Source organism: Holophagales bacterium (assembly GCA_016699405.1).
In the GTDB taxonomy this organism is placed as follows: Bacteria; Acidobacteriota; Thermoanaerobaculia; order Multivoradales; family JAGPDF01; genus JAAYLR01.
On sequence record CP064972.1, the window covers coordinates 596,278 to 618,853 of the forward strand.

19 protein-coding genes are annotated in these 22,576 nt (G+C 72.1%); 11 read left to right on the forward strand and 8 right to left on the reverse strand.

Annotated elements, in window-relative coordinates; genetic code table 11:
• Window positions 1–22: 22 nt before the first annotated feature.
• From IPJ17_02515 to IPJ17_02525, 3 genes are read left to right on the forward strand one after another with little or no spacing between them, the layout of a single operon-like run.
• On the forward strand, window positions 23–2,884 hold the full coding sequence (locus tag IPJ17_02515) for a hypothetical protein (GenBank protein QQR74485.1): 2,862 nt from the start codon (window positions 23–25) through the stop codon (window positions 2,882–2,884).
• 38 nt (window positions 2,885–2,922) lie between these two features.
• Entirely contained in the window at window positions 2,923–3,357 is a 435-nt protein-coding gene (locus IPJ17_02520) for a YjbQ family protein (GenBank protein ID QQR74486.1), read from the forward strand.
• A 15-nt stretch (window positions 3,358–3,372) separates the two neighbouring features.
• Window positions 3,373–3,603 carry a CDGSH iron-sulfur domain-containing protein gene (locus IPJ17_02525; GenBank protein ID QQR74487.1) on the forward strand — a complete coding sequence of 77 codons (231 nt, stop codon included), beginning with the start codon at window positions 3,373–3,375 and terminating at the stop codon, window positions 3,601–3,603.
• Window positions 3,604–3,679: 76 nt separating this feature from the next.
• Here IPJ17_02525 and IPJ17_02530 read toward each other — a convergent pair whose 3' ends face one another.
• The gene (locus tag IPJ17_02530) at window positions 3,680–4,360 is read right to left on the reverse strand and encodes a choice-of-anchor J domain-containing protein (GenBank protein ID QQR74488.1); all 681 of its coding nucleotides are present in this window, start codon (window positions 4,358–4,360) and stop codon (window positions 3,680–3,682) included.
• Between the two features lie 56 nt (window positions 4,361–4,416).
• Window positions 4,417–5,010: a hypothetical protein gene (locus tag IPJ17_02535; protein ID QQR74489.1), complete on the reverse strand. Its 594-nt coding sequence runs from the start codon at window positions 5,008–5,010 to the stop codon at window positions 4,417–4,419.
• Window positions 5,011–5,165: 155 nt separating this feature from the next.
• On the opposite strand from IPJ17_02535, the gene IPJ17_02540 reads away from it, so the two are divergent.
• On the forward strand, window positions 5,166–6,563 hold the full coding sequence (locus IPJ17_02540) for an MFS transporter (GenBank protein QQR76070.1): 1,398 nt from the start codon (window positions 5,166–5,168) through the stop codon (window positions 6,561–6,563).
• A 3-nt stretch (window positions 6,564–6,566) separates the two neighbouring features.
• Here the strand turns inward: IPJ17_02540 and IPJ17_02545 are convergent, their stop codons facing one another.
• A complete protein-coding gene (locus IPJ17_02545) occupies window positions 6,567–7,898 on the reverse strand; it encodes a sodium:alanine symporter family protein (protein QQR74490.1) in 1,332 nt (443 codons plus the stop codon).
• Window positions 7,899–8,069: 171 nt separating this feature from the next.
• On the opposite strand from IPJ17_02545, the gene IPJ17_02550 reads away from it, so the two are divergent.
• Window positions 8,070–10,136, forward strand: a complete 2,067-nt coding sequence (locus tag IPJ17_02550) for a putative metal-binding motif-containing protein (GenBank protein QQR74491.1) — start codon at window positions 8,070–8,072, stop codon at window positions 10,134–10,136.
• A gap of 61 nt (window positions 10,137–10,197) precedes the next feature.
• Here the strand turns inward: IPJ17_02550 and IPJ17_02555 are convergent, their stop codons facing one another.
• Window positions 10,198–11,469 (reverse strand): hypothetical protein, encoded by a 1,272-nt coding sequence (locus IPJ17_02555; GenBank protein ID QQR74492.1) that lies wholly within the window; start codon window positions 11,467–11,469, stop codon window positions 10,198–10,200.
• Between the two features lie 451 nt (window positions 11,470–11,920).
• The gene (locus IPJ17_02560; protein QQR74493.1) at window positions 11,921–12,145 is read right to left on the reverse strand and encodes a hypothetical protein; all 225 of its coding nucleotides are present in this window, start codon (window positions 12,143–12,145) and stop codon (window positions 11,921–11,923) included.
• 153 nt (window positions 12,146–12,298) lie between these two features.
• Here IPJ17_02560 and IPJ17_02565 point away from each other — a divergent pair, with 153 nt between their 5' ends.
• Window positions 12,299–12,880, forward strand: coding sequence for a sigma-70 family RNA polymerase sigma factor (locus IPJ17_02565; GenBank protein ID QQR74494.1), 582 nt, complete (start codon window positions 12,299–12,301; stop codon window positions 12,878–12,880).
• Window positions 12,877–16,029 carry a serine/threonine protein kinase gene (locus tag IPJ17_02570; protein ID QQR74495.1) on the forward strand — a complete coding sequence of 1,051 codons (3,153 nt, stop codon included), beginning with the start codon at window positions 12,877–12,879 and terminating at the stop codon, window positions 16,027–16,029. The genes IPJ17_02565 and IPJ17_02570 overlap by 4 nt, the downstream gene beginning before the upstream one ends.
• Window positions 16,030–16,039: 10 nt before the next feature.
• Here IPJ17_02570 and IPJ17_02575 read toward each other — a convergent pair whose 3' ends face one another.
• Entirely contained in the window at window positions 16,040–17,419 is a 1,380-nt protein-coding gene (locus IPJ17_02575) for a hypothetical protein (protein QQR74496.1), read from the reverse strand.
• A 309-nt stretch (window positions 17,420–17,728) separates the two neighbouring features.
• On the opposite strand from IPJ17_02575, the gene IPJ17_02580 reads away from it, so the two are divergent.
• The 4 genes from IPJ17_02580 (at window position 17,729) to IPJ17_02595 (ending at window position 21,410) form a co-directional block, all read left to right on the forward strand.
• Complete coding sequence (locus IPJ17_02580) at window positions 17,729–18,316, forward strand: Uma2 family endonuclease (GenBank protein QQR74497.1); 588 nt, start codon at window positions 17,729–17,731, stop codon at window positions 18,314–18,316.
• A 106-nt stretch (window positions 18,317–18,422) separates the two neighbouring features.
• Window positions 18,423–20,132, forward strand: coding sequence for a M2 family metallopeptidase (locus IPJ17_02585; GenBank protein ID QQR74498.1), 1,710 nt, complete (start codon window positions 18,423–18,425; stop codon window positions 20,130–20,132).
• Window positions 20,133–20,197: 65 nt separating this feature from the next.
• Entirely contained in the window at window positions 20,198–20,440 is a 243-nt protein-coding gene (locus tag IPJ17_02590) for a DUF86 domain-containing protein (protein QQR74499.1), read from the forward strand.
• A gap of 91 nt (window positions 20,441–20,531) precedes the next feature.
• Entirely contained in the window at window positions 20,532–21,410 is an 879-nt protein-coding gene (locus IPJ17_02595; protein ID QQR74500.1) for a UbiA family prenyltransferase, read from the forward strand.
• 15 nt (window positions 21,411–21,425) lie between these two features.
• On the opposite strand, the gene IPJ17_02600 is transcribed toward IPJ17_02595, so the two are convergent.
• Both IPJ17_02600 and IPJ17_02605 read right to left on the reverse strand, forming a co-directional pair.
• Window positions 21,426–21,914, reverse strand: a complete 489-nt coding sequence (locus IPJ17_02600; protein ID QQR74501.1) for a hypothetical protein — start codon at window positions 21,912–21,914, stop codon at window positions 21,426–21,428.
• A complete protein-coding gene (locus IPJ17_02605) occupies window positions 21,911–22,570 on the reverse strand; it encodes a sigma-70 family RNA polymerase sigma factor (GenBank protein ID QQR74502.1) in 660 nt (219 codons plus the stop codon). The genes IPJ17_02600 and IPJ17_02605 overlap by 4 nt, the downstream gene beginning before the upstream one ends.
• Window positions 22,571–22,576 lie beyond the last annotated feature (6 nt).

Sequence of the window (22,576 nt, forward strand, 5' to 3'; positions counted from 1 at the left end):
CCTTCTCGAATCGAGAGATGACATGAACGCTCCAACCCTCCTCGCATTAGCAGCTCTCGCCGCGGCGCCGCCCGCGCCGGCGCCCGATTCCGGGCTCTTCCCGGCGCAGTTGGTGGTGGATCTTGAATCGCAGACCACGGCTCCGTACGAGACGTTCTACTCACCGCCGCACTTCGAGGCGGGGCCCGGCGGGGTGGTCTTCTTCTTCCAGGACGATGGGGTTCACGGCCTCGAGCTCTGGCGCAGCGATGGCACGGCGCTCGGGACCTATCTCGTGCGGGACGTCTGCCCGGGGCTCTGTGGCGTGGGATCCCAGAGCACCTACCTGGGCGGACTGGCGGCCGTCGGCTCTTCTGTCTTCTTTGCTGCTGACGATGGCGTCCATGGCCAGGAGCTCTGGATCAGCGACGGGACCGCTCTCGGAACCCATCAGGTGCTCGATATCAACCCGGGCTCTGCGGCCTCCCTCCCAAGGGCCTTCTTCGCAGCGGGGGATCAGCTCTTCTTCGCGGCCGATGATGGTGTGCACGGCAGCGAGCTCTGGCGTTCGGATGGAACTCCCGGCGGAACCCATCTCGTCGCCGATCTGAGCCCGGGGGCTCCGGACACCTTCATCAGCCTCTTCGCGGTCGGCGCGGGGACCCTGTTCTTTGGCGTGCCGGACGATCCGGGGGGCGGCGTGTGGCGCACCGACGGAACCGCCGCAGGCACCTTGCGCCTCACCGAGGCGAAGCCCGGCTGGAGCATGTTCGCGAAGGGCTTCCCGTTCCGCTGTTTCGCCGACGGTCGCTTACTCTTCGCCGGGACCGACGGCGCCGGGACCGAGCTCTGGATCTCCGACGGAACGGTGGCGGGAACCGTGCGCTTGTCGGACCTCGCGCCGGGCTCGGAGTCATCGAACCCCGACAACTTCAACCTCGACTCGACCGGTGCGCTGATCTACTTCACGACGAGCCCCCCGACCCTGGGCCCGAGCTCATGGTGGAAGACCGACGGCACGCTGGGCGGAACCGCGGCCGTGCCGTTGCCGGCGGGGGTGGAGCCCATCGCGAGCTCCGGTGCCTTCGAGCGGATCGGCACCCGGATCTTCTTCCGGGCTCGCGATGAAGCCCACGGGGCCGAACTCTGGCGCCTCGACGACGACGGCAGCTCGGAGCTGGTCGCGGATCTTCTGCCGGGCAGCGGCTGGGGGCTCACCTTCCCCGCATGGATCGGTTCATTGATGGCGAATGTCGGCGGGCGCGTCGTCTTCTTCGCCGACGACGGCGTGGAGGGGCTCGAGCTCTGGTCTTCCGATGGGACGCCCGGGGGGACCGTTCGCTTGACCGACCTGGCTCCGGGGGCATCAGTGCCGCAACTGGACTACTTCGTGAGTCTTCTCCCGGTCCCGGTCTCCGGCGGACGCCTGTTCTTTCGCGACTGGACTCCGAGCGCCGGCCATCGCCTCTGGATCTCCGACGGGAGCGCGCCAGGATCGCATGTCCTGCGATCGCTCAATTCGCAGACCTCTTCCCTCTTTCCCTTGTGGTCGTCGGACTACCCGCTCGATCCTCTCCCCGGGACCGGATGCGTTGCGGCAGCGGGAACGCGTCTTGTCTTCTCCGCGGAAACGGCGTCGCGAAGGACGCAGTCGATCTGGGGGACGGACGGAACGGCCGGCGGAACGGAGCGGATCTCGCTCGATCCACCGCCGGTGGAGAGCCAGCTGCGGCCACGATGTCAGAGCTTCGGCGGACAGGCGGTCTTCTACGACACGGATGGACAGGACCTTCTGCTTCGGGCGACCGACGGCACCGCCGCAGGCACCTCGACTCTCGCTGCGACCGTTCCCGGGGCGGACGACTACGCGCGACCGGATGCCTTCCCGCTCTTCGTTCGGGGGGAAGGGGGTTGGTTGGGTTGGATCCGCGGGTTGCTCGTGCAGACCGATGGCACCAGCGGAGGGACGTCGACCAGTAGCGTGGCCTCTTCGGACTACTACCCGGTCCTTCTCGCCCCCTTCGGAACTGGCTTGGCGATTTCGGGGGACGGCTTCCTGCTGTCGGATGGCACCAATGCCGGCACGAGTGCGATCCTCCCCCCAGGAGGCGGGTACCTTCAACCCTGGCCTGAAGACCTGGCGCCGATGGGGGAGGTGCTCCTCTTCGCGGGAACGGACGCCGCGACGGGCACCGAGCTCTGGCGCACGGACGGCACGACCGTCGGCACGTTCCGCATCGCGGACCTCTGGCCCGGACCCGCGTCGTCCTTCCGGCGCGACTCGTACACCCTCCTCGAGGACGGTCTCAAGAAGCGCATCGTCTCCCTCGATGCCGTCGCGGTGATGACGGCCGACGACGGCGTCCACGGCACGGAGCTCTGGCGCACCGACGGCACCGCAGGGGGCACGACACTTCTCAAGGACATCTACCCCGGCTCGTACCCGTCGACGCCGCGCGATCTCGTCCGCGTCGGCGACGTCGTCTACTTCACCGCCGAGGACGAGCTGCACGGGCTCGAGCTCTGGGTGACCGACGGCACCACGGACGGCACCCACCTCGTCCGAGATCTCGTGCCGGGTGCGGAGTCGTCCGTGCCGCAGGAGCTGACGGAGGTGCGCGGGCGTCTCTACTTCACCGCGTGGCGGCCGTCATGGGGGCGCGAAGCGTTCCAGAGCGATGGCACGGAGGCAGGCACCCTGCAGGTGTCCGACGTCTGGCCGGGCACTGGCTCCTCGAGCCCGTCGCGCTTTGCCGCCGTGCGCGACACCCTCTACTTCGCCGCCAACGACGGCACGCACGGCTTCGAGCTCTTCAAGGTGATCGACTCGACGCTGCTCGACGTCTTTGCCGACGGCTTCGAGGGTGGATCGCTCGATCGATGGTCGCGGGTCGCGGCGCCCTGAGAGCGGCCGGCGACGCCGGGCGATAGACTCGACGGGTCATGAAGAGCTATCGCCAGGAGCTGTGGTTCGAGATTCCGACGCGGCGCGGGTTCGTCAACATCACGCGCGAGGTGGAGCGGGCGCTCGCGACGAGCGGCATCCGCGAGGGGCTCTGCCTGGTCAACGCCATGCACATCACGGCGTCGGTGTTCGTCAACGACGACGAGCGCGGGCTGCATGCCGATTACGAGCGCTGGCTCGAGGGCCTCGCGCCGTTCGACGAGGGGAGCGATCCGCAGCGCGGCGGCTATCTGCACAACCGTACCGGCGAAGACAACGCCGATGCCCATCTCAAGCGCCAGATCATGGGGCGCGACGTGGTCGTCGCCGTGACCGACGGGAAGCTCGATTTCGGGCCGTGGGAGCAGATCTTCTACGGCGAGTTCGACGGACGGCGACGCAAGCGCGTGCTGGTCAAGATTCTCGGCGAATAGCGTCAGGAGCGCGCGATGAAAGTCACGGTAAAGGACCGCGGTCCGCTGCGCCTGGAGCTCGGCGACGGCGAAACGATCGAGCTTCTCGATGCCCGGGGCCAAGCGTTCGGCCTCGGCGGGCGCCGTGCGATCTCGCTCTGCCGTTGCGGCCAGTCCGCCAACAAGCCGTTCTGCGACGGCGCCCACAACGCGGCCGGTTTCGACTCGGTCTGCGAGGCGCGTGAGCTGCCGCCGCCGGCGAGGTAGGCGACGCCCCCCGGCCAAGAGAAAGGGCTGCTCCCGCGCCATGCGGGGCAGCCCTTTCGCCAGCGAGGAGCCGCGGCTACTCGACCTGGAACGACATCAGCTCGACCGGCACGGTGTTCGTCACCACGACGTCGTCGAGGCTGATGATGTCGGAGTTCGCCCCGGACGGGCCGCCGTTGGTGACGAAATAGCGGAACGCCAGACGCCCGGCGTTGGGACCCGCCGGCAGACCCGAGAGGGTCGCGGTGAACTGCGTGTACGTGGTGGGGTAGACGCCAGTGATCAGCGTCGGGTTGACGGACGTGACAAGCGTCGTGAAGCCCCCGACGTCGGTCGAGGTCGCCCCCGTGCTGCCCGCCGCACCGCAGGAGTCCGGGGTGCTGTCAAGGCACAGGCGCACCTCCAGGCGGTCGGGAAAGTCGGTCGCCCCCGCGGACTTGCGAGTCCAGAACGTCACCTGGTTGCCATTCTGCAGATTGGTCATCTGCGCGGTGATGAGCCAACCGCTGATGGTGTTGGCGCCGGTGGTGCAGTTGAAGTTGGCGCCGGTGTGCTGTGCGCCGCCGTGGGATGCCCACGGCGTCGTGCCGGTGAACAGGTTCCAGCAGTTGGTGTTGGTGCCGATCGTCGTGCTCTGGTTGCGCACCTGCCAGTTGGTCGGCGGGAACGTTCCTTCGAAGCCCTCGTTGAGCTGCTGAGCGTGGGCGGTGGCGGCGACGAACAGGACACAAGCGGTGAACAGAAAGAGCTTCTTCACAGGATTCCTCCTTCGAAGCGAAGGGTGAGGTCAGGCTTCTCGAGTCGAGACAACAGTCAGAGCGACGAGAAGGCCACCTCACGGGGCGGAGGAACCGGTGGAGCGTGGCGGAACGAACCGACAGCCGAGGGGGGAGGCGCGAAAGCCCCGGCGTCTCGCGAGGGAAAGTCGAAGAGGGAAGGAAGCAAGGTCAGCCCGATCGTCGTCGGACGACCCGCACCTGCCGTCGGCACTCCGGGCGAGCAGACGGGCTCACGAGTGCAGCGCACTCGCCGCAGCACCTGCTCGACCCCGTCGTGGCTCACCACGCGCAACTCGTAGACCTGCTCGAGGAACGCACTGGCGTCGTCGCGAACGCGATAGGTCTGCAGGCCGTCCTCGGCCGGTAGCTCGGCGATCAGCTCGAGAGCCCCACCCGGCGCGCCGCGCAGCAGGCGGAAGCGGGCCCCGGGAGCAAGGGCACGGGCCTCCCAATGCACCACCACCGGCCGGGCGATTGGCCGGACGACGAGCTCCGCGGGAGAGAGGGGCGACTCGGCCGTTCCACTTTGCCCGTTCGCCGCCTCGACGGCGAAGAGGCCGAGGCTGGCAACGGCAAGAACGAGACCGAGAGCTCGCCGACGCGTCGGTGCGGTGGGATGGTCGTTCATTGCGCGGAGACCTTGCCCGGGACGTTAGCACGGAGCGGGGTCGGGAGGTCGAGTCCCGGGCGGGGGGTCGATTCGGCTCTCCAGGCCACCGGCCTCGACCGCTCGTTCGCCGGACCTGAGGACGGGACGACCGCTAGACTCGCCGGGTGAGCTCGATACCGGCGCGGCCAAGCGGGAACGACGGCGGGCGGACCGCGCTCCTTGTCGCCGTCGGTCTCTCGGCCTTTCTCGCGCCGTTTCTCGGCAGCTCGCTGAACCTCGCCATCCCGGCGATCGGACGCGACCTCCACGCCTCGGCGGTGACGCTCAACTGGGTGGTCACCGCCTATCTGGTGGCCTCGGCCGCCTGCCTGCTGCCGTTCGGACGGCTTGCCGACCTCGTCGGCCGGCGGCGGATCTTCCTGCTCGGCACCCTGGCGCAGACGACGTTCCTGCTCGCCGCCGCCTTCGCCCCGTCGGTGTCGTGGCTCGTCGCGCTGCGCCTCCTCCAGGGTGCCGCTGGCGCCATGGCGTTCGCCACCTCGATGGCGCTGCTGGTGGCGGCCTTTCCCGCGGCCGAGCGCGGCCGGGTGCTCGGCATCGGCACCGCGGCGGTCTACGTCGGTCTGTCGCTCGGGCCGCCGCTCGGCGGCTTCATCACCCAGCAGCTCGGCTGGCGCGCGGTCTTCCTGGTCAACGCGGCGATCGGCGCCCTGCTCGCCGCCGTGCTCTCTCGCTCGGGTGCGAAGGAGAGCGAGGCTCGCACCGACGAGCGCTTCGACCTCGGCGGCGCCGCGCTCTACGCTTTCGGGCTTGCCGCGCTGATCGGCGGCCTCTCGACGGTCAAGACGATTCCGCCGGCGCGCTGGGCGATCGTCGCCGGAGCGCTCGCCCTGACCGCCTTCGTCGTTCGCGATCTGGCGGCAGCTCAGCCGATCCTCGCCCTGCGCCTCTTCCGCGGCGCGGTCTTCGCATTCTCGAACCTCGCGGCGCTGCTCAACTACGCGGCCACCTTCGCCGTCGGCTACCTGCTCTCGCTCTACCTGCAGGGGGTGCGCGGCCTCTCGGCGCGGGAAGCCGGGTTGGTGCTCCTCGCTCAGCCAGTGGTGATGGCCCTCCTCTCGCCGGCCGCCGGACGGCTCTCCGACCGCCTCGAGCCGCGCCGCGTCGCCTCGCTCGGCATGGCGCTCTCGGCCGCGGGCCTCGCGCTCTTCGTCGGGCTCGGGGAGACGACGCCGCTCGCCTGGGTGGTCGCCGGCCTGCTGCTGCTCGGCACCGGCTTCGGACTGTTCTCCTCGCCCAACAGCAACGCCGTGATGAGCGCGGTCGGGGCCCGGGACTACGGCGTCGCCTCGGCCACCCTCGGCACGATGCGCCTGCTCGGACAGGCGTTCTCGATGGCCGCTGCAGCGGCCATCACGGCCGCGCGACTGGGTGGAGCGCGCCTCGGCGAGGCTCCGGTCGCGGCGCTGCTCGGGGCGCAGCGCGCCGCCTTCGTCCTCTTCGCCCTGCTCTGTGCCGCCGGCATCGCCGCCTCGCTCGCCCGCGGCCGGGTGCGGACGGCGGCGGGGTGAGCGCTACCGCCTCCCCGCCTCCCAGAGGTGCTCGCGCGTCTCGGCGACCAGCACGCCGGAGAGCGCGAGGAGCGAGACGAGGTTCGGCACTGCCATGAGGCCGTTGGCGATGTCGGCGAAGGTCCAGACCGCCGAGAGCGTCGCCACCGAGCCGACCATCACCGCGATCACCCAGGCGACCCGGTAGGGGAGGATGGCGCCTTCGCCGAAGAGGTACTCGGCCGCCTTCTCGCCGTAGTACGACCAGCCGAGGATGGTGGAGAAGACGAAGGTCAGCAGGCCCACCGAGAGGACCGTCGGGCCGACCCACGGGATGTCGGAGAAGGCCGCCTTGGTGAGTGCGGCGCCCTTGAGGCCGTTCTGCCACTCGCCCGAGTTGACGAGGACCAGGCCGGTCATCGCGCAGACCACCACCGTGTCCCAGAAGGTGCCGGTCGAGGAGACGAGCGCCTGGCGCACCGGATTGGGAGTCTGCGCCGCGGCGGCGACGATCGGCGCCGAGCCGAGCCCCGACTCGTTGGAGAAGAGCCCGCGCGCGATGCCGTAGCGCATCGCCTCGCGGATCCCGGCGCCGAGGAAGCCGCCGACGGCGGCCTGCCCGGTGAAGGCGGAGGAGACGATGAGGCGGACGGTCGAGGGGAGCGTCTCCCAGTGCATGAAGAGCAGCACCAGGCACCCGAGGATGTAGAAACCGGCCATGAAGGGGACGAGCACTTCGCAAACCCGGGCGATCGAGCGGATGCCGCCGAGGATGACGACCGCGGTGAGCACGGTCATCGCGCCGCCGCTCCACCAGGGCGAGATCGCGAACGTCTCGTGCAGCAGCGAGGAGATCGAGTTGGCCTGCACCATGCAGCCGATGCCGAAGGCGGCGACCGCGGTGAGCGCGGCGAAGATCACGCCGAGCCACTTCATCTTCAGGCCGCGCTCGAGCACGTACATCGGCCCGCCGGCCATCGTGCCGCGATGGGTGGTGATGCGGTACTTCACCGCGAGGACCGCCTCGGAGTACTTGGTGGCGATGCCGAAGACGCCGGTCAGCCACATCCAGAGCACCGCGCCGGGGCCGCCGGCGGCGATCGCCGTGGCGACGCCGACGATGTTGCCGGTGCCGATCGTCGCGGCGAGCGCCGTGGTCAGCGCCCCGAACTGCGAGACGTCGCCGGCTCCCTCCTTCTGCCGCGAGAAGGAGATGCGGATGGCGTGGAAGATGTAACGCTGCGGCAGCCGCAGCCGGAAGGTGAGGAAGATGTGCGTGCCGAAGAGCAGCGCCAGGAGCGGCACGCCCCAGACCCAGTCGCTCACGGTCGCGAGCACTCTCTCCAACGACTCCATGCTTCACCTCCGGGCCGAGGGCGCCGAATCCGTGGTCCGTCCGAGGCGGCAAGATAGCAGCGATCGGGGGAAACCGGAGCGATCGGGTCGGTTGACGAGGGTTGCGGCGCGGCCTGCGTCCGTGGAGAATCGGTGCACTTCATCGCTGGAAAGTCCGTGGAGGAGAGGCCGATGCCGAGCGATCGGACAAGGGCGTGTCGTTCCATCTCCTGTGGGCACACCGGTGCAGCGCGCTCCCGCCGCGCTGGGCGCGGCGCGCTCCTCGGCATGCTGCTCCTGGCGACGGGAGGGATCGGCCGGGCGGACGACACGACCGCGGGGCTGGGCCCGGAGAACCTTCTCTTCGCCGACGGCTTCGAGAGCGGCGTCTGCTCGTCCTGGGTGGGGGAGACCTGCCTCTGCCTCGGCGGCAACGAGCCCGCGCTCTGGCACGCCGACGTCGACAGCGACCTGTTCGGCAATCCGTTCGCGCCGCGCCTCGGCTGTGCGCAGCCGTCCGGGTACGTGGTCGACGACACCGATTGCGACGACCAGGACGCCGACGTCCATCCCGGCGCGCCCGAGCTCTGCAACGGCGGCGACGACGACTGCGACCTCGTGATCGACGACAACGCGATCGACGCCCTGACCTGGTACCGCGACTTCGACAACGACAGTTACGGGGACATGGCACAGACGACGCTCGCCTGCACCCAGCCGGCGGGCTACGTCGCCAACGCGCTCGACTGCAACGACGCCAGCGCGGCGATCCACCCCGGGGCGGTCGACGATCCCGACGCGGGCTTCGTCGACGCCGACTGCGACGGGATCGACGGCACGAAGGCGCGGGCCGCCTTCGTCGCCCCCGGGGGGATCGACGACGGGCAGTGCGAGATGAACGCGCCCTGCGCGACGATCGCGCACGCCCTCGGCGTGGTGGCGGCCGACCCGGCGCGCGACCACCTCTACCTGCGCGCCGGCCTCTACGCCGGGGCGTTCGACCTGCCGACCGGCGTCGGCGTCTGGGGCGGCTACGACGCCGGCTGGGTGCGCGCCGATCGCAACACACCCGGGCACTTGGTGCGCGTCATCGGCGGATTCCACGGCGCCACCATGCTCTACCTCGCGGTGCGGGCATCGGGCGTGACCGTCCAGATGGCCGACCTCCAGCTGGAAGGTCCCAACGCCGTGGGCACGGCGAACGGCACCGCCGGACGCAGCAGCCACGTGGTGTTCGCCCAGAACGCCGCGGTGACGCTGCGCCGGATCACCTTCATCCAGGGCGACGGCGCCGCGGGCGCCGTCGGCAGCGTCGGCACGGCGGCGAGCCCGACCCCGGCCGGTGTCGGTGGAGGCGGCGAGAACGGACTGGAGCAGACCTTCATCTGCAACACCTACCGGCCCGCCGGAGGGCCGGGCGCCACGAATCCGAGCTGTTCGGGCGCGACCGGCGGCGGCGCCGGCGGCCGTGGCGGCAGCATGGACACGTCGTGCGGCGGGATCGGTGGGACGTGTGACGACTGCGATCCGACGCCGGGGCTCCATGGCGCTAACAGCGCCGACGGCGCGACCGGCGGCGGCGCCGGCGGCGGCATCTGCGCCTCCCTCGCCCCGGATCACGGCGACCCCGGGCTGGCGTTCAACGGTCCTGGCGGAACCGGGGCGGCGCTCGGCGGCTCCTTCGTCGCCGGTGTCTGGGTCGGCAACGGCGGCGGCGCCGGTGGCCTCGGGCTTCATGGCAATGGGGGCGGTGGCGGGGGTGGAGCCGGAGGTTGCGACACGGACACCGACGACCGCGGACCGGGAGGCGGTGGCGGTGGCGCGGGCGGCTGCCGGGCGCCGCAGGCCGGCGGCGGTGGCGGCGGCGGTGGCGGAAGCTTCGGGATCGTCGCCGTGGGCGGCTCGGTGATCGTCACCGAGAGCTCGTTCACTCGCGGCGCAGGCGGGAGTGGCGGCGCCGGAGGCGCGGGCGGGGCCGGGCAGCCGGGCGGCGGTGGCGGGCCGGGCGGTCTGGCGAGCCCGGACACCCTCGCCGGCGCTCCGGGCGGCGCAGGCGGACGCGGCGGCCACTCCGGCGGCGGCGGGGGCGGAGCCGGCGGTCGGGTCTGCGGCATCCTGACCACCGCGGGCGCCGCGCTCACGCAGAGCGCGAACACCTTCGTCGGAGGCAGCGGCGGCGCAGCCGGCCCGGGTGGCAGCTCGCCGGGACTGGCCGGCCAGCCCGGTGCCGTCGGGACGGTCGCGGCGACCTGCAACTGACCGCGCCGCTCCTCGCGCGGCCGGGCCTGCCGCCGGTGCGCGAGCGTCCCGTGGTCGCGCTTCAGTTGCAGGGCAACGCGGCGACGTCCTGCAGCGGTTCGGCCGGGGTTCGGTCGGGGTTGCTGTAGGTGCGCGTCGCCCCGTTCTGCGTGTCGACCACGGTCAGCACGAAGCCGACGTTGGTCCCCGCCGAGAAGTAGACCCAGCGGTAGCCGTCGAGCCCGCAGCCGTTGAGCACCTTGACCAGCAGCTCGGGGTTGTCGGCGCCGAAGAACCAGAAGAGTCCGCCCTTGGTCACGCCCAGGCTGTCGAGTCGGATGGCGCGCCCCGCCCCGGAGATCCCGCCACCCTGGGTCGTGCTGAAATTGACGCGGACGCGGTAGCGGCCGTCGATGCAGAGGGTGGTGGCGTCGGGGGTGCAGGTTGCGGTGGCCGGGCAGACGCCTCCGGGCTGGGCGGGGAGGGAGACGACCGGCGGCAGGCTCGTGCAGAACCGCCGACGGAAGCTCGACACCGCGCCCGCATGCCAGTTGACGGTCTCCTGCCGCTCCGGCTGAGCCAGACAGGCGAAGCCGACGTTGATGCCGCCGTCGAGCCAGAGGCGATTGAGCTGGTACTGGATTCCGTACGGCGACGGATTCGCCTCCTGGTACTGCTGGTCGCAGCCGCCGTTGATCCCGCAGCAGGAGACGTGGGGGAAGCCGTCGACGTGGCGCGCCTCGTGGGCGTAGAGGTCGATGTTGCCGGCGATCCCCCGCCAGGACTTGTCGAACATCCGGTTGAAGTCGTCCTGCGTGCCGACGACCATGAAGAGACGGCTGCCGTAGGTCGTGCAGCAGTAGGCGCCGCTCCCGTCGCGGATGTCGATGCCGCCGATCTTCGACTTCACCCATTGGTAGAGGGTGCCCGGGGTCCAGGGCAGGTGACCGGAGAGCCCGCGGTCCATGTAGTACATGACCCGGAGTCCCTGCAGCACGATGAGCGGGTCGCTGTACTCGACCGCGGTCATCGCCGAGACGGGCTCGGAGCAGGAGACCGAGCCCACCAGGAAGCCGTTGCGGCGGATCTCGAAATCGCTGCGGATCTGTCCGTAGGCGGGATCCAGGGTGGGGCAGTGGCTGAGGAAGGCACCGATGTCGGGGATCATCCCCACCGCCGTGGGCAGCTCCGGCTCGAGGGCGAGGTCCTCGGGTGCGCGGTCGAGACCGTGCTCCGCCCAGGGCGGCGGCTCGCTCGCGTTCCAGATCGGCGGCGTCTCGCCGCGGCTCGCGGTCCAGCCGGCCGCGATCGTCGCGGCGCCGAGCAGTGCGGCCGTGGTCAGGGTTCTCGACACGATCCACCTCCGTCGAAAGCGGTCGCCGGCGCGATCGGAGTCGGCGCTGGATCGCCGGGCCGGGCCCGCGTGACGCCGGTCACCCGCTGCCGGGAGCGGCTTTGTTCGCTGCCGTGAAAGACCCGTCCAGCATGGACCCGGCCGTCGCGCAACGCCCCGCCCCGTCGGGCGGGACCGACGGAATCCTCACGGCTCGCCGGTCGAGGGCGTCGCGCAGGGGCAGAGCGGCGAGGCGAGGGTCCACGTGTCGTGGCTGCTCCTGAGCGACGAGCCAGGAGAGACCGCGACGAGGAGGTCCACCGGCGCCGGGACGTCGGGGTCGGGCTCGCCTTCGGCCCCGCCGCGCGCCACGCGATAGGAGAGCTCCTCGACTGGGTGTCCGGTCGCGGACGCAGCTTCGTCGGCGTCGTGCGCGCGGGGCCGGCGAGGCGGAGGTCGGCGCCGTCGCGGGTCATCGTCCAGCCCTCCGGCGGGCACCGGAGAGGACGATCTCGTCGAATTCCGCTCCCTCGACGGCGATCACGAGGCGGCCACCGTCGACGACGCCGAGGAGCTGCTCGAGGATGACGTCGACGTCGGGAATCGGGTCCCCGCCGCGCCCCGGTGCCGCCTGGCCGAGCAGCGTGAGCAGCGCGACGAGAGCAGCGCGACGCGGAACGACGGCACCTCGGCGCATGGCGCGACCTCCAGGGACACGTCCGGGGAGAAGTGCCGGCATGAGAGCGCCGAGCGCACGGTGACTCAAGCTGCGGTCCCTGCCCGGCCTGGCGTTCGCACCGCTCGCGGGATGGCGGTGCGATTCCAGGCTAGACTCCGGGCGGCTCCTCCTATGCCGCAGCCCGCGCTGACCGCGCTTCTCGACCGCGCCTCCGACGGCGACCGCGACGCCTTCGACCAGGTCGTCACCCTGGTCTACGAGGAGTTGCGGCGGATCGCCCGCGGACAGCGGCATCGCGTCATGCCCGGCTCGACGCTCGAGACCACCGCACTGGTGCACGAGGCCTGGATGAGGCTGGCGGACGCGACGACTCCGGAGTTCGAGAGCGGGGGGCATTTCCTCGCCGTGGCGGCGAGGGCGATGCGCTTCGTGCTGATCGATCACGCCCGTAGCCGGGCGCGCGTCAAGCGCGGCGGCGAGGTCGAGATCGGCGCGCTCGACGCGGCGACGCCGGCCTATGCCGGCGAGCCCGAAGCGCTGCTCGACCTCGAGCGCGCCCTGACGCGGCTCGAGGCGCTGGAGCCCCGCCTTGCCCGCGTCGTGGAGTGCCGCCATTTTCTGGGCCTCGGAGAGAAGGAGACCGCTGCCGCGCTGGGCGTTTCGCTGCGCACGGTGCAGCGGGACTGGGAGGCGGCCCGGCGCTTCGTGGCGCGCGAGCTGCGGCCCGCGGTCGATTCCGGCGGACCGGCATGAGCCGCGCGGCCGGGCAGGTTCTCGCCGAGGTGTTGCACCGCGCGGCCGAGCTCGAGCCTGCCGAGCGTCGGGCGTTCCTCGACCGCACCGCCGGGGACGAGCCGCGACTGCACGCCGAGCTCGAGGCCCTGCTGGCCGAGCCCGCGACCTCGGACGCGGGCCTGCTCGGCACCGGGGGCGCTCTCGGAGAGGAGTTCCTGCGCCAGCTCGCCGCGCGGATCGAGGGGGATCGCGGGATCGCCCTGGTCGGCCGGCAGGTCGGCGCGATCCGCCTCGACGCGGTGATTGGGGAAGGCGGGATGGGCACCGTCTACCGCGGTTTCGACACCCGGCTCGAGCGGGCGGTGGCGGTCAAGGCGGTGCGGTTTCCCACCGCCGACAGCACGGCCCGCTTTCGCCACGAGGCGCGGCTCCTCGGCGGCACCGAGCACCCCTCGATCTGCCGCGTCTACGAGCTCGTCGAGGCGCCGGAGTGCGACTTCCTGATCCTCGAGCTGATCGACGGCGTGCCGCTCGGGCGCTGGGCCGCGGCGGGACGCGACCTCGCCTCCCGCCTGCGCGTCGTCGAGGAGATCGCCGCGGCGCTCGCCTTCGCGCACGGCCGTGGCATCGTCCATCGCGATCTGAAGCCCGACAACATCCTCGTCACCCCGGCCGGCGGCGTGAAGATCCTCGACTTCGGCATCGCCACGCTGGCGCCGCAGAGTGCCGCCGGCAGCTCGACCGGGGCGTCGGCCCCCGGCGAGAGCGCGAGCACCCGACCGATCGTCGGCACGCTCACCTACATGAGCCCCGAACAGGCGCGGGGCGAGGTCGTGGGGCCGGCCAGCGATCTCTTCTCCCTCGGCCTGATCCTCCAGGAGCTGCTCGTCGGACGGCCCGCCTACCCGCGGGACCTTGCCTACGGGGAGCTGCTCGCCCGGGTGCAGCGCGGCGAGACCGACGCTCCTCTGGCCCTCGGTCGCGAGCCGCGGGAGCTCCTCGCGAGCCTCCAGAGCACGATCGCGTCGCGTCGGCCGAGCGCAGAGGAGGCCGTCTCGCGGCTCCGCGAGCTGCGCGCGGTGCCGCAACGGCGACGGCGCCGCCGGGCGCTCGCGGCACTCGCCAGCGCCGCGGCGGTCCTGGTGCTCGCCGCGATCTCCCTGGTGGTCCGCGAGCGTCTCGCCAGCGCCCGCGCGGCAGCCGAGACCCAGCAACTCATCCGGCAGGCCGAGGAGATCGGCTGGCGCATGGCGATCGAGGAGCTCGGCCCGCGGCGCAACCTGGCCCCGGTGCGCGAACAGCTCGGACGCCAGGTCGACGAGCTCGGTCGGCAGATTCCACGGCTCTCCGCGGTGGCACGTCCGATCGCCGACCTCGCCGTCGGTCGCGCCGCCTTCGCGCTCGGCGATCTCGACCGGGCTCGCCGGCACCTCGACGCCGCCTGGGATGCCGGGCAGCGCGACGGCGCGCTCGCCTGGTCGCGGGGTCTCGTCTACGGCCAGCTCTTCGCCGAGGCGCGGGAGCGCGAACGCCTGGTCGCGGGCCGCGCCGCGGGACCTTCGCCGGCCACCGAGCAGCTGCGGCAGGAGAGCCTGGCGATGCTCGCCGCGGCCGGGGATGCCTCCGAGCGCGACCAGATCGAGTCGCTGCTGGCGACCTACGAGGGCCGCGTCGACGACGGGCTCGCCGCGGTGGGCCGGTTGCTGGCGTCCCGTCCGACGGTCTGGCCGGCCCACCTGACCGCCGCCCGGCTCCATCGCGCGGCCGCGACCGATCTCGACCGCCAGGGCGACTACGCCGGCGCCGCCAAGCGCTATACGGCCGCGCGCCTGGCCGCGAACGCGGCGGTGGAGATCGCACGCAGCAGTCCGGCGGGCTGGCTCGAGCTCTGCCGTGCCGCCTTCGAAGAGGCCCTCGTCGAGCAGCGCACGCTCTACCGCGGAGCCTCCCCGGCTGCCGGGGTCGCGCGCGCGGCCTGTGAGGGCGCGGCGGAGGTGGCCCCCTGGTCGAGCCGGGCCGCCGCCTTGCGGGCGGCGGTCGTGCTGCTCGAGATGCAACACCAGAGCGATCTGACGGTGGTCGACGCGGTCGCGCGGCGCGCCGTCGCCGAGCTGAGCGGCCTGCTCGAGCGCGATCCCGCCGACTCCACGGCGAGGAGCTTCCGGGCCGCCGTGCGCCAGACGGCCGTCGAGCGCCGCCTCGAGGCGGGCGGCGACACGGAGCATCTCCCGGGACTGCTCGAGGACCGGCGACGGCTCGCCGCGGACGAGCCCGGCAGCCCGGTGGCCTGGGCGCGATACTGCCAGGCGCTCGGCATCGCCGCGGGGACCGCCGTCTCCCGCGGGGCGCCCGATCGCGAGGCGCAGATCGTCGCCCTGGTCGAGGCGTTGCGTGAGGGCGGCCAGCGCTTCCCGGACCACGTCTACTTCCAGCTCGAACAACCGCTCTTCGCTTCGATCCTGTTGGCGATGGAGCGCCTGGACGCGGGCGGAGACTGCGAGACGCCGTTCGCCGAGGCGGCTGCGCACCAGCCCCGGGCGCTCGCCGCCACCGAGCCCTCGCTGCCGCGCAACGTCGCTCTGGCGCTCGACGGCCTCACGCAGTGCCGCCTGCGGGACGGTCGGCCGGTCGGCGAGAGCGCGCGCGATGCGCTGCGGGTGGCGGCGCGGACCCTCGAGCTCGCCCCGGAGTGGGCGAGCTCCCACTTCGGCCTCGGCTGGTCGCTGCTGCGAGCCGCCGAGGTCGATCGCGCCGCGGGCCGCTCTCCGCTCGATCACCTCGCGGCCGCCGAGCGGGCCTACGCCCGCGGCTTCGAGCTCGAGGCCAGCCGGATCGCCGGCTGGCCCGAACTGGCGGAAGGGTGGGCGATCGAGGCGGGGTGGCGCCTGGACCGCGGGGAGTCGCCCGATGCGGCGCTGGCACGCGCCCGAAGAACGCTCGCGCGCGGTCTCCCCGTCCTCGAAGGGACACGCGAGGCCGCGCGCGCCCGGGCTCTTCTCGCGGCGCTAGAGGCCCGCGACCGTGTGCGGCGGGGCGAGGCAGTCGATCGCGCTCTCGCCCCCGCGCGCCTGGCGCTCGAGGCGGCCCGCGAGGCCGGCCTCGGCGCCGGCGGGGCCCGCGCCATCGAGCGCGAGCTCGCGCTGGCGCGGGCGCCTGCGGCTCGGTGAGCCGGGCAGGTCAGGGCGTAGCGGAGTTCCAGGATTCGATGGAACCGCTCTCGAAGCCGTCGGAGAGGAGGTTGCCGCCGCTCTGGAAGGCGACGAGCCAGGCCTTGGGCACGTCGAAGCCGTCGGTCAGATGGCTGCTCACCGCGGCGACCGGGCGTGCCGAGCCGACGAGGAACGCCACGTCCCGCACCTGATGGTGCCGGTTGGTTTCGGGGCTGGTCACGCCCGTCACCGGAACCGTCGGGTCGAGCGCACCGTTCGCTCCCGCCAGCCGCGTGGCGCGCACCCGGTGCACCGTCCCGAAAAGCCCGCCCGTCCCCAGGTCTTCGCCGATCGAGAAGACGTCGCCGGTCCACCAATCGATCACCAGTCGCGACGAGCGGTACCCGATCCAGCCGGGGCTCGCCGTGTCGACGTAGGCGATGCCGTTGTTGCCCCAGGTCGGTCGCAGCGCCGCCGACTTCCCGGCGGTCCGGAAGAAGGCGGTCGGCTTGGTCAGCAGGCCGCTCTCCACCCACAGCGCGGCCACGTGATCCCCTCCCGGCGCGACCGCGAGGCTCGCGGCTCGGAGGGTCGCGGCGGGGGCCGCCGGCAGCGAGAGCGGGAGGGAGAAGGCGGGCGTCCCGCAGACCGGCGAGAGGCCCGTGGTGTAGCCGAAGAGCCGGACGGTGCCGTCGCGCTCGGCGAGGATGCTGTGGCAGGGCGCGCCGGTGCCGGCTCCGGCGATGCGGAGCCAGCGCTCGGAGCTGGTCGGAATGGAGGAGGTGGTGGTCGACTCGAGCTCGCCTCCGGCGTCGAGGTCGAGGATCACCCGCAGGCCGAGCTCGACCCCGAAGATCGCGTGGTCGGCCCAGCCGACGATCTCCAGCAGCTCGCCGCCGCCATTCACCTCGGCATCCGCGGCGAACGCCTCGACGTTGGTGAGCCCGCCGCGGGTGAAGACGAAGCCGTCGACGCCGAACTCTTCCTCCACCAGCGAGCCGTCCTCCTGCAGCAGGAACACGACGATCCAGTGTCCGTCGGTGAGCTCGGCGTCGCCGATCGCGATGAGGCGGTCGCCGACGCTCGGCAGCAGCCGGACGATCCGCGCGTCGGAGGCCCCCGGGACGGTGATGCTGACCCCGCCGAGAAAGCCGAAGCTCGTGTCGACCGCTCCGTTGTCGAACGTGCGCAGGAACTTCACCGTCGAGCTGCCGGTGTCGACCGCGGTGATGACGCGGTCCTGGGTGTCCGTGTTGAGCGCGGTGGGAACCGGGCCGAAGACGCCCGACCAGGACATCTGCAGCCAACCGTTGGCGCCGAAGCCGGGATCGACCTCGCCCCAGACGGCGTGGAGACCCTGCGGCAGGGCAAGGGCGAGCAGCGTAGCGAGCACGACGAGACGGGACATGGGACCTCCTCCGGAGCCCGGCGATGCGCGGGCGATGAGTGTCTTCTCACCGGGGTCCTCGTCATTGCCGCGGGAAACCCGCCATGGTGACCTCGACTCGGCGGTCTCGCGGCCCTTCGGGCCCGGGAGGCCGCCGGAACGGATCCCGCCGGCTCCGGGAACGACCGCCCGCGCCTGCGGGGCAACGATGGGGCCGCAAGCCGCAGATTCTCGCTTTGCAGGCGTGGCGCTCGCGTAGACTCGTCCGGACGAGGTCGCGAGCCGGTCACGGTGCGAGATCGCGACCGGGATCTCCGTCTGTAGGGGGTGATGACGATGCCCTTGCCCGCCGGGACCGCGAAGCTGACCTACGCGGACTTCCTCCGCTTCCCGGAGGATGGCCAGCGGCACGAGCTCCTCGACGGAGAGCATGTCGTGACCCCATCCCCGCGCACGAAGCACCAGGTCGTCTCGGTCAATCTCACCCTGCTGCTCGCGACCTGGGCGCGGGCGGCCGACGCCGGTCAGCTCTTCGTCGCGCCCTTCGACGTCGTCCTTTCCGACTCGACCGTCGTCGAGCCCGACCTGCTCTTCCTCGCCCGCGAGCACCTCGACCGCCTGACCGAGGAGAACGTCCGTGGCGCGCCGGACCTCGTGGTCGAGATCCTCTCCGAGGGCAGCCGGCGCCGCGACGAGATCGTCAAGCGCGACCTCTACGACCACTTCGGGGTGAGCGAGTACTGGGTCGTCGACCCCGAGCTCGAGACGGTGAAGGTCTACCGCCGGGAGGCCGCCGAGGGCGCCGAGGCCGCCGATCACTACCGCCGCGTCGCCGAGCTCGCGGCCGAGGCCGGGGACACTCTGAGCTCGCCGCGGCTGCCGGGCTTCTCGGCAGCGGTGGCGCAGCTCTTCGTCTGAGCCGGGCCGCGGCCGCCGCACCCCGCCGGTGCGCCGCCGCGAGGGGTGGCGATGGGCACGAGCAGGCTCCGCGGCGTAGGATTTCCGGCGTCCATGGGAGACGCCGATGACCCACCGATTCCTGACCGCCACGACGATCGCCGCGGCCGTCGCGCTCTGCTGTGCGGGCGCGCCGGTGCAGGGGGACACCCCCGTGGCTCCTGATCCGCAGACCGAGTTCCGTGCCTTCCTCGCCGGGTTCGAGGGGAAGCTCATTCCGCTCAGCCGCGACACCGCCCTCGCCGGCTTCGAGTCTTCGGTGAGCGGCAAGGAGGAGGACTACGCGCGCTCCGCGGCGCTGCAGCTCGAGCTGCGCAAGCTCTACGCCGATCCGGCGACCTTCGCGCGGCTCAAGGCCTGGCGCGACGGGGCGGGGATCGAGGATCCGCTCCTCGCACGCCAGCTCGAGATCCTCTACCTGGGCTTTCTCGGCAACCAGCTCCCGGAGGCGACGCTCGCCGAGTTGGTGAAGCGCCAGACGGCGATCGAGCAGACCTTCAACACCTTCCGCGCCACCGTCGACGGCAAGCCGGCGAGCGACAACGACCTCAACACCATCCTGCGCGAGTCGACCGACCCGGCCCGGCTCGAGACGGCCTGGAAGGCGAGCAAGGAGGTCGGCGCCCAGGTCGCGCCCGCCATCGTCGAGCTGGTGAAGCTGCGCAACCAGGCGGCGAAGGCCCTCGGCTTCCGCAACTTCCAGGTCATGCAGCTCGCGCTCTCCGAGCAGGATCCGGCGGCGATCGAGAAGCTCTTCGACGAGCTCGACGTGCTGACCGCCCAGGAGTTCGCGGCGGCCAAGCAGGAGATCGACACCTTCCTCGCCAAGCGCCTGGGGATCGCCCGCGAAGCGCTCCGTCCCTGGCACTACCAGGACCGCTTCTTCCAGACCGGGCCGGCGATCTACCCGGTCGACCTCGACGGCATCTTCGCGGGCAAGGACCTCGTCGACCTCGCGCGGCGCTACTTCGCCGGGATCGGCCTGCCGATCGACGACATCCTCGCCCGCAGCGACCTCTTCGAGAAGCCGGGCAAGTACCAGCACGCCTTCTCGACCGACATCGACCGCGCCGGCGACGTGCGCATCCTCTGCAGCCTGAAGCCGACCGCCGAGTGGATGGACACGCTGCTCCACGAGGCCGGTCACGGCGTCTACTCGAAGTTCAACGACCCGGCGCTGCCCTGGCTGCTGCGCGACGCCGCCCACACCTTCACCACCGAGGCGATGGCCAATCTGTTCGGCCGCATGGCGTCCAACCCGGCCTGGATGCAGGAGATGGTCGGCATCTCGGCCGCCGAGCGCGCGAAGGTCGCCGCCGCGGTCAGCGCCTCGCAGCGGCTCGAGCAGCTCACCTTCAGCCGCTGGTCGCAGGTGATGTTCCGCTTCGAGAAGGCGATGTACGAGAACCCCGAGCAGGACCTCGACAGCCTCTGGTGGGACCTCGTCGAGCGCTACCAGCTGCTGACGCGCCCGGCCGGGCGCAAGGCGCCGGACTGGGCCGCCAAGATCCACGTCGCCCTCTATCCGGCCTACTACCACAACTACCTGCTCGGCCAGCTCCTCGCCTCGCAGCTCGCGCACACCATCGGCCGCGACGTGCTCAAGGTCGCCGACGTCTACGGTCAGAGCTTCGTCGGCCGCCCCGAGGTCGGCGCCTACCTGCAGGAGAGAGTCTTCAAGCCCGGCATGACGCTGCCGTGGAACGACATGATCGAGAAAGCGACCGGCGAGAAGCTGACGGCGAAGTACTACGCCGAGCAGTTCGTGCGGCGCTGAGGGGAGAGCCGAGCCGGCGAGCGGCTCAGCACGGCTGGAGCGGGATCCCTGAGCGGGCTCTTCGGGTGACCCTCTGTGGGTCCGCACCCCGCCCGCTCGCGCGGCGCGCGCGCGTCGCGGAGGCGACCGACCCTTCCGAGGAGACGCGAAGCCGGCGGCCCGAGGTCCCTTGGAGGCGAATCGCCGGGCGGCGCGACATTCTGATCCACGACGACATGGGCGTGGACCTCGATGCGGTGTGGACGGTCTCGCCGGAGCCCATGGGCAACTTGCGAATCGCCGTCGAGGAGCTGTTGGGCGATCGTTGACCGACCACTCCCTGCCGACGACCCGCGAGGTCCGTTCCGCCTTCGCGGAGCCGGCCACGATCCCGCGGCGCAGCCGGATAGGATCACCCCGATGAACGGCCACGGCGCCCCCCACCAGCTCAAGGTCGTCCTCGAGATGATCAAGTTCGAGCACACGCTCTTTGCGCTGCCGTTCGCGCTGATGGGGATGATGCTCGCCGCGGAGGGGTGGCCGGCGTGGCGGACGGTCGGCTGGATCGTCGCCGCGATGGTCGGGGCGCGGAGCGCGGCGATGGGGTGGAACCGGCTGGTTGACCGCGAGATCGACGCGGCGAACCCGCGCACGGCGACGCGGGCGTTGCCCGCAGGGCTGGTGACGCCGCGCTTCGTGGCGCTCTTCGTCGTCGCGTCGGTGGCGCTGCTGCTCGTCGCCGCCTGGCGGCTCAATCCGCTCTGCCTGGCGCTCGCGCCGGTGGCGCTCCTCGTCCTGCTCGGCTACTCCTACACCAAGCGCTTCACCGCGCTCGCCCACCTCGTGCTCGGCCTGGCCCTCGCCGGGGCGCCGCTCGGGGCATGGATCGCCGTGCGCGGCGAGGTCGCCACGGCGCCGTTCGTCCTCGCCGGAGCGGTGCTCCTCTGGGTCGGCGGCTTCGACGTGCTCTATGCGCTCCAGGACCTCGAGTTCGACCGCCGAGCGGGACTGCATTCGATCCCGGCACGCCTCGGCGTCGTCGGCTCGCTCGCGGTCTCCGGCGCCCTGCACCTGGCGACCCTCGGTCTGCTCGCCGCCCTGCCGTTCGTCTATCCGCCCGGCCTCGGCGTCGCCTACTGGGTCGGCGTCGCGGGGTGCGCCGGACTTCTCGCCTACCAGCACGCCATCGTGCGGCCCGGCGACCTTTCGCGGCTGAACGCGGCGTTCTTCACCGCCAACGGCCTGCTCTCGGCCGGGCTCTTCGTCGCCACGGCGATCGACCTGCTCGGTCGCCGCTGACCGCCCGGCCGCGGGCTACTCCTCCCCTTCCACCGCGTTCAGCCAGAGGCCAGCGAGCGCTCCGAGCGCCAGCAGCGCGAAGAGCGCGAGACGGGCGCCACTGGCGCCGCCGGCACCGGACGCACCGACCTCGCGAAGCGCCACCGCGGCCTCCGGGGCGAAGAGGCGGGTCACCGGAGCGAGGGCACCTCCCAGCCAGACGAGGGTCCCCGCGAGCGCGAGGGCGGCCGTGGCCTTCCAGATCCGCAGCGGCGCGAGCGCCCGGGCGCGGGCGATCTCGGCGCGCCGCCGTTCGGCGCGAAGGCGCAGGAGCGCGGGCGCGGGGAGCTCCGGAGCGAGAGCCGCCGCGGCGTCGCGCAGCACCGAATCCACGGCGAGGAGCTCACGACAGGAGGCGCAGTCCGCCAGATGGCCGGAGAGCTCGGCTTCCGGATCATTCGGACCCTGCCGACGGCGCGCGACGGCAAGGACGGCGGCAGCGTGGGGACAGGTCGACTCGGTCATGGTCCGTCTCCCTTCGGAGCGAGGCCGCGAGCGCGGAGCAGCGCACCCAGCCGGCGCCGGGCGCGGAAGAGCAACACCTTGACGCTGCCCGGGCGCAGCCCGGCGAGGGCGGCGATCTCGGGGTGACTCGCCTCTTCGACGTGGGCGAGCCAGAGGAGCTGCCGTTCGCGGGGCGAGAGCTCGGCCAGGGCGCGCTCGAGATCGGGATCGAACGCCACCGTGGGCGCGGGGGGCGGCGGCGCCTGGCCTGCGCTCGTCCGGTGGCGCTCGGCGAGCCGGCCTCGACGTCCGCGGTCCGCCAGGAGGTGGGCGGCGATGCGGAAGAGGTAACGGCGGCGCTCGGGCGGATCGGTCGGCGCGCCGCGCGCGGTGAGCAGTCGCAGGAAGCTCTCCTGGAGCAGGTCGTCGGCGGTGGCCGCGTCGCCCGCGAGGGCGCGCAGATAGCCCCAGAGCGGGCGAGCGACTTCGGCGTAGAAGGCGTCGAAGGTGGCCGCCGCATCGCTCGCCGCGACGGACGAGGATCCTGCGTCCGGAGGACGAGACCGTCTCCGCGCAACGGACGCGGGCGCCTCGCGCCCGAGCTCGGGGTCTGCGCCAGCCGCAGACCGCAGCGCTCGGGCCGCGGCGTCGGAAAGTCGCTCGGTCAGGGGCATCACGGCGCA

What these genes read in the sequence shown, in the direction of transcription:
- IPJ17_02515 (QQR74485.1), top strand. Translation starts at nt 23, where the DNA reads ATGAACGCTCCAACCCTCCTCGCATTAGCAGCTCTCGCCGCGGCGCCG.
- IPJ17_02520 (QQR74486.1), top strand. Translation starts at nt 2,923, where the DNA reads ATGAAGAGCTATCGCCAGGAGCTGTGGTTCGAGATTCCGACGCGGCGC.
- IPJ17_02525 (QQR74487.1), top strand. Translation starts at nt 3,373, where the DNA reads ATGAAAGTCACGGTAAAGGACCGCGGTCCGCTGCGCCTGGAGCTCGGC.
- IPJ17_02535 (QQR74489.1), bottom strand. Translation starts at nt 5,010, where the DNA reads ATGAACGACCATCCCACCGCACCGACGCGTCGGCGAGCTCTCGGTCTC.
- IPJ17_02545 (QQR74490.1), bottom strand. Translation starts at nt 7,898, where the DNA reads ATGGAGTCGTTGGAGAGAGTGCTCGCGACCGTGAGCGACTGGGTCTGG.
- IPJ17_02550 (QQR74491.1), top strand. Translation starts at nt 8,070, where the DNA reads ATGCCGAGCGATCGGACAAGGGCGTGTCGTTCCATCTCCTGTGGGCAC.
- IPJ17_02560 (QQR74493.1), bottom strand. Translation starts at nt 12,145, where the DNA reads ATGCGCCGAGGTGCCGTCGTTCCGCGTCGCGCTGCTCTCGTCGCGCTG.
- IPJ17_02565 (QQR74494.1), top strand. Translation starts at nt 12,299, where the DNA reads ATGCCGCAGCCCGCGCTGACCGCGCTTCTCGACCGCGCCTCCGACGGC.
- IPJ17_02570 (QQR74495.1), top strand. Translation starts at nt 12,877, where the DNA reads ATGAGCCGCGCGGCCGGGCAGGTTCTCGCCGAGGTGTTGCACCGCGCG.
- IPJ17_02575 (QQR74496.1), bottom strand. Translation starts at nt 17,419, where the DNA reads ATGTCCCGTCTCGTCGTGCTCGCTACGCTGCTCGCCCTTGCCCTGCCG.
- IPJ17_02580 (QQR74497.1), top strand. Translation starts at nt 17,729, where the DNA reads ATGACGATGCCCTTGCCCGCCGGGACCGCGAAGCTGACCTACGCGGAC.
- IPJ17_02585 (QQR74498.1), top strand. Translation starts at nt 18,423, where the DNA reads ATGACCCACCGATTCCTGACCGCCACGACGATCGCCGCGGCCGTCGCG.
- IPJ17_02595 (QQR74500.1), top strand. Translation starts at nt 20,532, where the DNA reads ATGAACGGCCACGGCGCCCCCCACCAGCTCAAGGTCGTCCTCGAGATG.
- IPJ17_02600 (QQR74501.1), bottom strand. Translation starts at nt 21,914, where the DNA reads ATGACCGAGTCGACCTGTCCCCACGCTGCCGCCGTCCTTGCCGTCGCG.